The 12821-nt window shown below is 45.2% G+C and carries 9 protein-coding genes; 8 read left to right on the top strand and 1 reads right to left on the bottom strand.

Features of this window, described 5'->3' with window-relative positions:
• Positions 1-110: 110 nt before the first annotated feature.
• Positions 111-236, bottom strand: a complete 126-nt coding sequence (locus tag JC606_RS23520; protein ID WP_019824360.1) for a hypothetical protein — start codon at positions 234-236, stop codon at positions 111-113.
• A gap of 76 nt (positions 237-312) precedes the next feature.
• Here JC606_RS23520 and JC606_RS01025 point away from each other — a divergent pair, with 76 nt between their 5' ends.
• From JC606_RS01025 to JC606_RS00990, 8 genes are all read left to right on the top strand, one after another.
• Positions 313-1398 carry an AI-2E family transporter gene (locus tag JC606_RS01025; protein ID WP_198777619.1) on the top strand — a complete coding sequence of 362 codons (1086 nt, stop codon included), beginning with the start codon at positions 313-315 and terminating at the stop codon, positions 1396-1398.
• A 110-nt stretch (positions 1399-1508) separates the two neighbouring features.
• Positions 1509-2531 (top strand): 16S rRNA (guanine(1207)-N(2))-methyltransferase RsmC, encoded by a 1023-nt coding sequence (gene rsmC / locus JC606_RS01020; protein WP_137407256.1) that lies wholly within the window; start codon positions 1509-1511, stop codon positions 2529-2531.
• A gap of 216 nt (positions 2532-2747) precedes the next feature.
• Positions 2748-6137, top strand: a complete 3390-nt coding sequence (locus tag JC606_RS01015) for a response regulator (RefSeq protein ID WP_198777618.1) — start codon at positions 2748-2750, stop codon at positions 6135-6137.
• Between the two features lie 701 nt (positions 6138-6838).
• Positions 6839-8521 carry an ABC transporter substrate-binding protein gene (locus tag JC606_RS01010; protein ID WP_198777617.1) on the top strand — a complete coding sequence of 561 codons (1683 nt, stop codon included), beginning with the start codon at positions 6839-6841 and terminating at the stop codon, positions 8519-8521.
• Positions 8522-8690: 169 nt separating this feature from the next.
• Complete coding sequence (locus JC606_RS01005) at positions 8691-9677, top strand: ABC transporter permease (protein WP_004738220.1); 987 nt, start codon at positions 8691-8693, stop codon at positions 9675-9677.
• 2 nt (positions 9678-9679) lie between these two features.
• Positions 9680-10705 carry an ABC transporter permease gene (locus JC606_RS01000; protein WP_105025504.1) on the top strand — a complete coding sequence of 342 codons (1026 nt, stop codon included), beginning with the start codon at positions 9680-9682 and terminating at the stop codon, positions 10703-10705.
• A gap of 2 nt (positions 10706-10707) precedes the next feature.
• Positions 10708-11691, top strand: coding sequence for an ABC transporter ATP-binding protein (locus tag JC606_RS00995; RefSeq protein WP_008222182.1), 984 nt, complete (start codon positions 10708-10710; stop codon positions 11689-11691).
• 88 nt (positions 11692-11779) lie between these two features.
• Positions 11780-12775, top strand: a complete 996-nt coding sequence (locus JC606_RS00990; RefSeq protein WP_008222184.1) for an ABC transporter ATP-binding protein — start codon at positions 11780-11782, stop codon at positions 12773-12775.
• Positions 12776-12821 lie beyond the last annotated feature (46 nt).

Genomic DNA, 12821 nt, shown 5'->3' with positions numbered 1-12821 from the left:
TAACTGATTGAATTTAGGGCTGCATTAACGCAGCCCTTTTTAATGGATGGCACTCAGCTTTTTTAAGGGAACCTCCCTTTCACATCCGTCATCCAATGTCGGCAAAGCGCTTAACGTTCCCAGAACAGGAAAACCAACAGCATCAGCGTACCAAGGAACATTCTGAACCAAGGGAGCTCTTTTTTCGTTTGCTGCTCTTCATCTTGGCATTTCTTATCTTTATTACAGCATCCCATAATCAAAACTCCTCATTGCTAACTCTCTGTTTTGCAGCCATTATAAACTCAGAACGCAAATATAGAGACCATTACCGTGTCAGAAAAAATTAAAATCAATTCCAGTCACTGGGTAATCATCATTGCGCTGCTCGTTGCAGCTTATGCTTGTTACTTACTTATAGAACCATACGTTAATTCAATCGTGATGGCCTTCATCATTTCACTGTTGATGTTTCCTATCCATGAGTGGCTTGAAAAGAAGATCCCAAATAAAGCAAACCTAGTCTCATTGCTTTCGTGTGTGATTCTAACTTTTATTATCGTTATCCCTCTATTGGCGGTGTTTGCAGCGATCGTGCAACAAGGCTCTCTATTTTCTCAAAACACCTATCAATGGGTAACCCATGGCGGTATTCAAACCCTGTTTGAGCACCCTATCGTGGTTAAAGCGCTATCTTTAATTAATAACTACCTGCCTTTCGATAACATTGAACCGAAAGCTATCGCACAGAAAGTTGGTGAGTTCGCGACAAGCTTTGGCTCTAAGCTTGTCGGCATTAGTGCGAAGATCCTTGGTGATGCGACCAACTTCTTGATGGACTTCTTCTTGATGCTGTTCGTTCTGTTCTTCCTACTTAGAGACCATGACAAAATCATCAGTGTGGTTCGCCACATTCTTCCTCTGTCTCGCAGCCAAGAAGACAAACTTCTCGCTGAGATTGAGCAAGTATCGAAGTCAGCAGTGATGGGATCATTCCTAACTGCAATCGCACAAGGTATAGCTGGTGGTTTCGGTATGTGGATTGCTGGCTTCCCAGGACTGTTCTGGGGCACCATGATGGGCTTTGCCTCTTTCATCCCGGTGGTCGGTACTGCGCTAATCTGGATCCCAGCGGCGGCTTACTTGTTCTTAACCGGTGACACGACTTGGGCTATCTTCCTAACGGTTTACTGCGTGGCAATTGTTGGTTCGATAGATAACCTACTACGACCACTGTTAATGCAAGGCAGTGCGGGTATGAACACCCTGATGATTTTCTTCTCGCTACTGGGTGGTATCCAACTATTCGGACTGATTGGTCTTATCTACGGCCCGCTGATTTTTGCGATTACCATTGTTCTATTTAACATCTACGATGAAGAGTTTAAGGACTTTTTAAATCAGCAAGACAAGAGTTAAACCGCTCTTCAATCACTTACTTGCCGAACGAGTATTAAACACTTCAAGCTTTGGGCGGATTATGCGAAAATCCGCCCTCATTTTTTGCTAACAATTCAATAGAGTGTCCTATGTCAGCTTATATTGCCCCAAGCCAGATTGCTGAGCGCCAACTTGCCTACTTTGAAGGCAAACATGTTTTAGTTGCCGGTGAGGCTGAAGACTTATTTCCTGTTGAGTTAGCAAAACACTGTGAGTCTGTTTCTGTATTTACTTCAAACTACAGCTACTACCGTCAGCTTGAAGGCTACAGCGCTATTCAACGTTTTTACGGTGCTGAGTTTACCGAAGAGACCAAAGCTGACTTAGTGATGCTGTACTGGCCAAAAGCAAAAGCTGAAGCTGAGTTTTTGCTGGCGATGCTGTTTGCCAAACTAGGCAAAGATACTGAGATTGTTGTGGTTGGTGAGAACCGCTCTGGCGTGAAAAGCATTGAGAAGATGTTTGCCGCTTACGGTAAGGTCGTAAAATACGATTCAGCGCGTCGTTGCTCTTTCTACTGGGGTCAATGCTTTGAGCAACCAGCCGCTTTTAACCTGCAAGACTGGTTTAAAACTTACACGGTGAACATTGGTGAGCAGTCACTTACCGTAAAAAGCCTGCCAGGTGTATTTAGCCATGGTGAATTTGATGTCGGTAGCCAGCTTCTGCTAGATACATTACCAACGTTGAAGGGCAAAGTGTTGGACTTCGGTTGCGGTGCCGGTGTACTCGGTGCAGTAATGGCCTCTCGCAATCCTGATATTGAACTTGAGATGTGCGACATCAGTGCGTTTGCAGTAGCGTCTAGCCAAGCAACTTTGGAAGCGAACGGCTTAACGGGCAAAGTTTTCGCTTCTGATGTCTACTCTGATACAGCGCAAGACTATCAATTCATTATCAGCAACCCACCATTCCACTCGGGCTTGGATACGAGCTACAGTGCAACAGAAACCCTTCTGGCGCAGGCTCCACAGTATTTAAACCGTTCTGGTGAGCTGATCATTGTTGCCAACAGCTTCTTAAAATACATCCCAATTATTGAGCAAGCATTTGGAAAATGCGCGACTCTAAATAAGACCACCAAATTCGCGATCTACCACGCAAACAAGTAGCCTATCTAGCACAGCGCAGGGTCATTATCTGCGCTGTCTGTTCATATTTTTGTCAAAAGTCTATAAAAGTGAGCTTTTGCACACGCTTTAAATACCACTTACTTGTCAAAGTAAAAAAACTCGTTAATTTCGTTAAATTGGAAACCATTAATTCTATTCTCTGTACTTGTTTTCGCCCCTTTTAGCAGTACATCAAAGGAAAGTAGTACCCAATTTATGTTTAGATTTTATCGTAAGCAGAAGTTTAAGCGCCTTCAAAACACCCTAATGCTGGCATTTCTTGTCCTTAGTATTACTCCAGTGACACTTATCGCGATATTTTTCCTCCAATCGCACAGTCAGGATCTTCAGGAACAAAGTACTTCGCACCTTGTTTCTGTTCGTGATACTAAGCAACAACAGATTGTCGACTACCTACAGGCTCAAGAATCCCAAGTGATGGGCTTTGTTCGCTCAGAACTAGCCAATGCCAGTGGCGGACGCTTCTATGGCTTAATCAATGCCTTCCAACGCCTAGGCTTGGATATTGACGAAGCTCGCAACAATGCTCAGCAACGTTATATCCAAGGTTCTGGTGATCAGATCAAAACATCCATTCTTCCAGAATCGAGCAGCTATATTGGTAGTGAACGTTATCGCCTACTGCATAAGCGCTATCATAACGCCTATCTAGAGTTGCTTAAGCGCTCCGATTTTGACGATATTTTATTGGTTGATATCAACGGTAACGTTGCTTACTCCGTCTTCAAAAATGACGATTACGGCACTAACTTGCTGACTGGTAAGTACAAGGACTCAAACCTAGGTGTTACTTTCAAGCGCCTGGCTAAAGACGTCACAGACCGACGCAAGTCAAATGAAGATTACACACCAGTTATTGTCTCTGACTTTAAGGACGAGAACGGTAAACAGACGGCATGGTTAGGCGCACCTATCGTGCAGCAAGGTTACTTACACAGTTACGCGATGTTTAGGCTGCCAATCAACGGCATCACTAAGCTGATTGCCGATCTAAACAAGAGCTCAAACATTCAAACTTTGCTCGTTGGTAGTGACCACTTACCTCGTAGCCTCGCTCATTCGAAAAAATCTATAAATCTAAGCCTAGATGTAGTGGACAAAGCACTAGCAGGCGAAACCGCTGTTGGCACATTCGATAACACCCAGAATCAAGCCATCATTGCGGCCTATACACCTATTGAGCTTAAGTACGCCACTTGGGCTTTGGTCGTTGAGCTTCCAGAAAAAGAAGCCTTCGCACGTATTCACCAGCTAGAAAAGATCTTCGTTATCGTCATGCTCACCGCCATCATTCTAGTGGTGGTTGCATCGCACTATTTATCAAACTTCATCACCTCCCCGCTGCTTAAACTGACATGGGCAGCCGAGAAAGTCTCTGCCGGTGACCTTGATGAAACCATGATCAATACAGAGCGCAAAGACGAAATCGGTCGCTTGGCTGTCAGCTTTGAGCGAATGCAACGTTCAATTCGTGACAAGATGCAGCTGATCAAAAATCAAAATGATGAACTTGAGGACAACCTTAAGACCATTCAGAAACAAAATGATGAGTTGCAGCTCGCCAACAAACTCAAAGATGAATTCTTAGCAACCACCTCACACGAATTGAGAACACCACTGCATGGTATGGTTGGTATTGCTGAAGCATTGACATCGGGTGCGAATGGCCCTATTCCGGCGAACCAGAAATACCAGTTGGATATCATCATCAACAGTGGTCAGCGACTAGCAACCTTGGTTGATGATCTGCTTGATTATCACAAGATGCGTTACGGTAGCTTGGACATTAAGAAATCTGCGGTTGATCTGTCTGCTGCCACCAGCTTGGTGCTTGAGCTATCTCATCACCTGTTGGGCAATAAACCGATTCGTATTATTAACCAAGTGCCGAGTGATTTAGGGCTAGTATCGTCCGATCCTCAGCGCCTTGAGCAGGTGATGTATAACTTGGTCGGCAATGCCATCAAGTACACATCAGAAGGTAAAATCGTTATCTCTGCGAGCGTAATCGACGACAACATTCGTGTGCAAGTGGTCGATACTGGTCAAGGCATACCAGCAGAGTATCTTGAACATATCTTCGAACCCCTGATTCAAGCAGGCCAAGACGCCAGTAACTATCGCCAAGGTGCAGGCCTTGGCTTATCGATCAGTCGCCAGTTAATTGAATTAATGGGTGGTTCGCTATACGTAAGTAGCCAGCCAATGCTAGGTACTACGTTCAGTTTTACTCTGCCTCTGGCGACAGAAGAAGAACTTAAAAACTACAACGAATCAGGTAGCTACTCACACTTCAAAGCGCCTGACTTGATTGATAACACACAGCAAGAAAACAGCGTCATCAATGAGAACCCTGATGGTCCACTGCTGGTTATCGCGGATGATGAACCCGTTAACCTTCGTGTACTAGACAGCTTCTTGAAACTAGAAGGCTATCGAGTACGTACAGCCTGCGATGGCCCTGAAACCATCGAGTTGATTGAAAAAGAGAAGCCAGAACTATTGCTCCTCGATATCATGATGCCGGGCATGAGCGGCTATCAAGTGTGTGAAACACTGCGTAAGCAATATGACCATGCGCAACTACCGATCATAATGCTGACCGCGCTCAACCAAGCAGAAGACCGTGTACGCGGCTTCGAAGCTGGCGCTAATGACTATTTGTCTAAGCCATTCAACAAACAAGAGCTATCAGCTCGAATCACAGCACATCTATCAGCAAGTAAAGCTGAGCAGAGACGCCTTGAGAACGACCAACTACAACTAGAGCTCAAGCACAGAGCGATGGTTGAAGCTAACTTGCTAGAAACTCAAGGACGTTTACTCGAGCAGCTAGAATCTGCACCAGAGGCCATCATCTGCATTCGTGATGACCAACGTATTCGCTTTGCCAACGAAGCGGCAGCTAAACTCTTTAGGCGCGGACAAGAGCAACTTAAGCGCTCAATGGCCGACGAAATCATCGCGCCTAAATACCTGAGAGTGGAACAAGCACACTACTGTGGCGATATCGACATCTATATAGATGACACTCGTCAGCGCATACCGAGTGACATCCTCAAGTTACCTGAAGGCTCAGGGCTAGACACCATGTACATATTCAATGTTGGCGGTGGCGTTAACTCAAACCGTATCAATAACCTTGAGACGGCTGTTGAAGCGCTTTCTAGCTATGCCTTTGAAGGTGATAAGGACAAGCTTCAGCAGCTGAAAGAACTAGGCGGAGAGTTTACACGCTTAGCAGATAAAGCCACAGGAGAAGGTAAAAACAAGCAAGAGTTAATGCGTGAAGTCTTAGTCGACGCGATGAGCAACGCCATCCTATACTGGGAATCGGTTACCGGAGAAACCAAGTTTGCGTTCGCAGAGAAGAGTGGCTTATGGCGCGTTTATCTAGACAGAAGCACACTACAAACGCGAACGTTAGACAAATACCTACGTGTAGAAACGCTGCCTAAAACACCTCGCTGGCGAACAGTACTAAGCTCTATCGAGTTCATTCTCGAACACTGTAAAGAACAGACACCAGAGAGAACGCACATTGAGATGCTCAGAGACAAACTACAGAAGTTACTGACCAGTTAACCCTGAACTAACATCACTCTATTAGCCCACCTTACGTGGGCTTTTTTGTACGTATAATAGTCGTAAAAAGCACAATTAGAGCCGTTCACTCCCACTTCTTTTACAGCTTTAAACAAGAGAAATATCATGCTATTTCGACGTAATGAGTATCGGCATCAGCTACCGATTTTCGCTCTATTCTCCACCGATTCTAACCGTAACCTGACTATTTGTTGCAGTTTGAGAAGCGAGTCACAACAGAACGGCAGATTTAATTTTCTCGGAAAATTTAACGTGAAATTAGTAAGTGACCAAGATCTACAATTAGATTAAATTAGAAACAACCACCATATTTAAAAACACAAAATGTAAGTAACCACTCACACGCAATGTTCAACAACTAACTAGTTGCGAGTCACATCACCTTAACAATTACGGACGAAAAACCACCAGAGCGCCCTATTTTGACGTTAATGACGTGAGGTTATCTATTTTTAACGTTTTTGACGGGAAACGAGTTTGATTAATTCATCGATAAGGTGTTTTCTTACTCCTGCCAAAGGCCTACAGGCCACTCTTACCACTTCTCAGAAACAGCGATGAATCTGGAGCAACGAAGAAGAAGAGGTAGGCCTTTAACCAGAGTGTGTATCTACTAACCAATTAGCGATAGATAACATTCAATCCATTAGTGAAATGAAAGCAAATAGTAAGGAACAGCTATGCTTGCCAATATAAAAAAAACAGCCCTAGCAACAGCAATTATTGCAACTGCTACAACAGGTTTTGCATCAGTAGCAACAGCTGCAGAACGCAGCGAACTGACTATTCACCCTAAGGAGTTCACTACCTTTGTACGTAACTTTAACCCGTATTTAGGCGCAACTCATTTACATACAACTTGGGATTTCCTCTACGAACCATTAGTTGTATTTAACGAAATGCACGGTAACACTCCAGTGTTCCGTCTCGCTGAAAACTTCAAAATGTCAGATGATCTGACGAGTGTTGTTTTCGACATTCGTAAGGCTGTTAAGTGGTCTGATGGAGAAACTTTTTCTGCTGATGATGTTGTTTTTTCTTTCAACCTTGTAAAAGAGAGACCAGAACTTGACCAATCTGGTATCAACTCTTGGGTAACTTCCGTAGAAAAACTTAACGACTATCAAGTTAAATTCACACTAGCAGAAGCCAACTCGAATGCGCCTTACGAGATTGCTAAAGTACCTGTAGTACCAAAGCACATCTGGAAAGACGTTAAAGATCCATCAACGTTTACCAATGAAAATCCGGTAGGTTCTGGTCCATTTACAGAAATTGATACATTTACTGCGCAACTATATATCCAGTGTGCAAACCCTAATTACTGGGATGCAGACAACCTAGATGTTGACTGTCTGCGTGTTCCACAAATTGCGAATAACGACCAATTCCTAGGTAAAATCGTAAACAGTGAAATGGACTGGACGTCTTCTTTCGTTCCAGATATCGACCGTACATACGCGGCAGCCAGCCCTAAACATCACTACTGGTACCCGCCAGCAGGTACACAAGCTTTCGTTGTAAACTTCAAGCATCCAGATGCTGCAAAGCATGAAGCGTTAAGCAACGTTGAATTTCGTCGTGCCTTCTCCATGGCGCTTGACCGTCAAACTATCATCGACATCGCATTCTACGGTGGCGGTACAGTGAACGACTTCGCATCCGGCCTTGGCTACGCATTCGAAGCTTGGTCTGATGAAAAGACTCACAACAAGTACAAAGGCTTTAATACTTACAACGCTGAAGGCGCGAAGAAGCTTCTTGCTGACGCAGGCTTCCAAGATGTAAACAACGATGGTTTTGTTGATACTCCATCTGGTAAGTCTTTCGAACTAATGATCCAGTCGCCAAACGGCTGGACTGACTTCAACAACACAGTTCAACTAGCGGTAGAGCAGCTAAACGAAGTGGGCATCAAAGCAAAAGCTCGTACGCCAGACTTCTCTGTATACAACCAAGCAATGCTGGAGGGTACATACGACGTAGCATACACAAACTACTTCCACGGTGCGGATCCATACACGTACTGGAACAGTGCTTACAACTCATCACTACAATCTGGTGACGGTATGCCTCGTTTTGCCATGCACTTCTACAAAAACGACAAACTAGATGGTCTTCTAAACAGCTTCTACAAAACAGCTGACAAGAACGAACAGCTAGACATTGCACACGGTATCCAGCAAATCATCGCTGCAGACCAAGTGACAATCCCTGTGATGTCTGGTGCTTACATGTACCAATACAACACAACTCGCTTCACTGGTTGGTGGAACGAAGAAAATCCAAAAGGCCGCCCACAAATTTGGGCTGGTATTCCAGAGCGTTTACTTCATGTACTGGACCTAAAACCAGTCAAATAAGTATTCGTTCAATCCTTGCGGCGTAATCTCTTACGCCGCTTATAAAAATCCCCAGACTCTCAATTGAAAGTATGGCGCTCGTCGTCAGGGGATTTTTCGTTCCAAATTTCGCTAGGAGCGACCTGAATCCAGAAACAGGGAAACAATCTGGGTGAGTAAGGTGTGAGTTATGGGTTATTTTTTAAGACGTTTGTCATTTTATTTTGTCGCGCTATTAGTTGCAGCGACGTTAAACTTTATTATTCCAAGAGCAATGCCTGGTGATCCAGTTACCATGATGTTTGCGAACGCTTCTGTGCAAGTTACTCCAGAACGTATTGCTGCAATGAAAGAGCTATTAGGTTTCGTTGATGGCGGCTTACTAGTTCAATACGCAGCGTACATGAAGAACATCCTTAGCTGGGAGCTTGGTACATCAATTCAATTCTACCCTCTTTCTGTAAATTCATTGTTGGGTGGGGCATTCGGCTGGTCGCTTTTCTTAGCAGGTACCGCTGTAATTCTTTCTTTCTCTATCGGTTCTATCCTAGGTATTTTCGCGGCGTGGAAACGTGGCAGCAAATACGATGCTTTTGTAACGCCAGGAATGCTGATTCTACAAGCCGTTCCTCAAGTCGTTATCGCGATGATTGCACTATTTACCTTTGCAATCGGCTTGAAGTGGTTCCCAACGGGTTACGCTTACACCGCTGGTACTGTGCCTGATTGGACAAGCTGGGCATTCATCAAAGATGTTGCTTACCACGCTTTCTTACCACTTTTCTGTGCTTCAGTTGTTCAAATTGGTGGCTTCCTAGTCAACATGCGTAACAACATGATCAACCTACTTGCTGAAGACTACATCACTATGGCGAAAGGCAAAGGCCTGAGCGAAAACCGAGTGGTATTCAACTACGCAGCACGTAACGCAATGCTACCGAGCGTGACCGCACTTTCTATGTCGCTAGGTATGGCAATCGGTGGTCAGCTAATTATCGAAATCATCTTCAACTACCCAGGTCTTGGCAGCGTACTTTTCAACGCAATCAACGCTCGAGACTACCAAGTACTGCAAGGTCAGCTACTTATCATGACGCTATTCATGCTGTTCTTTAACTTGGTGGCAGACATGCTTTACGTAGTTCTTGACCCTCGTCTTCGTAAGGGTGGTAAATAATCATGAAAGACTTTCTAAAACTCATTTGGCGTAACCCGATGGCCCTAACAGGCGTCATCATCCTAAGCATCTTTGTTCTTGGCGCTCTTGCAGCTCCATTGATCACCAAACATGCACCAGACAAGCGCACAGGTAACCCACACGAGTACCCTGGCTTTGTTGTTAAATCGGCACAAACTAACCCGAACGGCTGGGTGGCACAAAACCTTGCAGACGACCGTCGCACACTGATTATGTCTAAAAAAGCGGACCACGTATTAGGTACGACTCGTATGGGCCGTGATGTTTGGTCACAAGTGGTATACGGCGCACGCGTATCACTGGCAGTAGGCTTCGGTGCAGGTCTAACAGTATGTTTACTAGCAACAATTATCGGTGTTTCGGCAGGTTACTTCGGTGGTCGTGTCGATGACGTACTAACCGCTGCGATGAACATCATGCTGGTTATCCCCCAATACCCATTACTGTTCGTGGTAGCAGCTTTCATCGGTGAGGCAGGGCCACTCACAATAACCTTGGTTATCGGCTTTATGTCCTGGGCTTGGGGCGCCCGTGTTGTTCGCTCCCAAACTCTAGCACTGCGTGAAAAAGAGTTTGTTAAAGCAGCAGAAGTACTTGGTGAGTCTCCAATTCGCATCATCTTCGTTGAGATTCTGCCAAACCTTATCTCCATCGTAGGTGCAAGTTTCATCGGTTCAGTAATGTACGCAATCATGATGGAAGCAACAATCTCGTTCCTAGGTCTTGGTGACCCGAACACAATCAGCTGGGGCATCATGCTTTACAACGTTCAAACCTCTTCATCAATGCTGATTGGCGCTTGGTGGGAACTGTTAGCTCCTTGTATTGCACTGACAATGCTAGTTACAGGCCTTGCTCTGCTTAACTTCGCTGTCGATGAGATTGCTAACCCGCAACTGCGTTCTCACAAAGGTATGAAGCGTTGGAAGAAGCTTGCAGCTCAAGATAAACAAGAACGCGAACCAGAACTACCACCACAAAATGCACTTTGGAGCGGAGATAAATAATCATGTCTGAACCACTAATTTCTATCCGCAACTTATGCGTGGATTACATAACAGAGTCAGGCGATGTGCGTGCGTGTAACAACGTTAGCTTCGATATCGCGCCTGGTGAGGTATTTGGTCTAGCCGGTGAATCGGGTTGTGGTAAATCAACCGTTGCTTTCTCACTAATGCGTCTTCATAAGCCGCCAGCTTACATCAGTGGTGGTGAGGTTATCTTCAATGGTGAAAACATTCTTGAATACAGTGATGACCGTATGCAAGCGTTCCGTTGGAGTGAGATGTCGATGGTATTCCAGAGTGCGATGAACGCACTCAACCCAGTATTACCAATGGAAGAGCAGTTCTGTGACGTAATCATGCGTCACACGAACATGACTCGTGAGCAAGCTAAAAAGCGCGCTGAAGGCTTACTGGAAATCGTAGACATTCACCCGAGCCGTTTGAGTGATTACCCTCACCAATTCTCTGGTGGTATGCGTCAACGTCTAGTGATTGCTATCGCGTTAGCACTGAATCCAAAGCTGATCATCATGGATGAGCCAACAACAGCACTCGATGTGGTTGTACAACGCGAAATCCTACAAAAGATCTATGCACTAAAAGAAGAGTTTGGTTTCTCGATTCTGTTTATCACCCATGACTTATCGTTAATGGTCGAGTTCTCTGACCGCATCGGCATCATGTACTCGGGTGAGCTTATCGAGGTCGCTAACTCACAAGATATTCTAGAAAACCCTTACCACCCTTACACCAAAGGGCTGGGTAGTTCTTTCCCTCCACTAACAGGGCCAAAGACAAAACTAACCGGCATTCCAGGCAACCCTCTGAACTTATTAGAGATTCCTGAAGGATGTCGCTTCCAAGCTCGCTGTGACCGTGTACATGAAACCTGTACTAAGGTGCCAACCAAGCTGCGCTCTATCGAGCCGGGACACTTGTCGAACTGCCACCTGTACGGTGACCCAATAGTACAAAGGAAGCTATAGCTTGCACGCTGATTCAGCGTGAATAACGAACAAGGCGGCTCCGACCGCCAAAAAGCAAGCGAAGCGAATAAGGATTCTGGAGACAATTATGAGCAAAGATTTCGGTCAATTATTGGTAGAAGGTAAGAACGTTGTAAAAGACTTCCCAATAAGCAGTACCACCATTCAAACCCCAATGATGCGTGCGATTAACGACGTGTCATTCAAAATGTACAAAAGCCGCGGCCTAGCCGTCGTTGGTGAGTCTGGTTCAGGCAAATCAACCACAGCAAAAATGATCGCAAAAATGTACGCGCCTTCAGGCGGTACCATTGAGTACAAAGGCCGTGATATTCAAGATATCTCAAGCCGTAAAGATCTGATGCATTACCGTGAAGGTGTGCAAATGGTATGGCAAGACCCGTTTGGTTCTCTGAATCCAACCCATAACATCTTCCACCATATTGCTCGACCACTGTTGATCCACAAGAAGGTGACTTCTGGCAACAAGAGAGAGCTAGAAGAGCGTGTATACGATCTTTTAGAGCAAGTAGGCCTAATCCCACCAAAAGAGACAGCGAAAAAATATCCACACCAGCTGTCTGGTGGCCAACGTCAGCGTGTCAACCTTGCACGTAACATCGCGGTAGGTGCAGAAGTCGTTCTTGCCGATGAACCGACGTCAATGCTCGACGTTTCGATTCGTGCTGGTGTTCTGAACTTGATGGAAGAAATGAAGTTTGAGAAACAAATGTCTCTGCTTTACATCACCCACGATATCGCCACTGCGCGTTACATCGCTGAAGACCTGTCAGTAATGTATGTGGGTCACATGGTTGAGTGGGGGGATACCGATGACGTAATTGCTAACCCTCAGCACCCTTACACCCAACTATTGGTTTCAGCGGTTCCAGATCCAAAGAAATCAATCCATGACCAACTGGCCGGCAACAAAGGTGAAATTCCGCTTTGGACGCCAGCATCTGTAGGCTGTCCATTCGCTGGCCGTTGTACTCACGCGATGGACAAGTGTAAAGAGCAACTTCCTGGCGTGACTCAATTAGCAGAGAACCACTTCGTTCGTTGCTACCTACACGAAAGCTAAACATTAAGACTGAGTTAGGGTCTGCGGACCCTAACTACTTATATCC

The sequence above is a fragment of the Vibrio sp. IB15 genome (assembly GCF_016406055.1).
Taxonomy (GTDB): Bacteria; Pseudomonadota; Gammaproteobacteria; order Enterobacterales; family Vibrionaceae; genus Vibrio; species Vibrio chagasii.
This window is presented reverse-complemented; position numbering and strand designations above follow the sequence as displayed.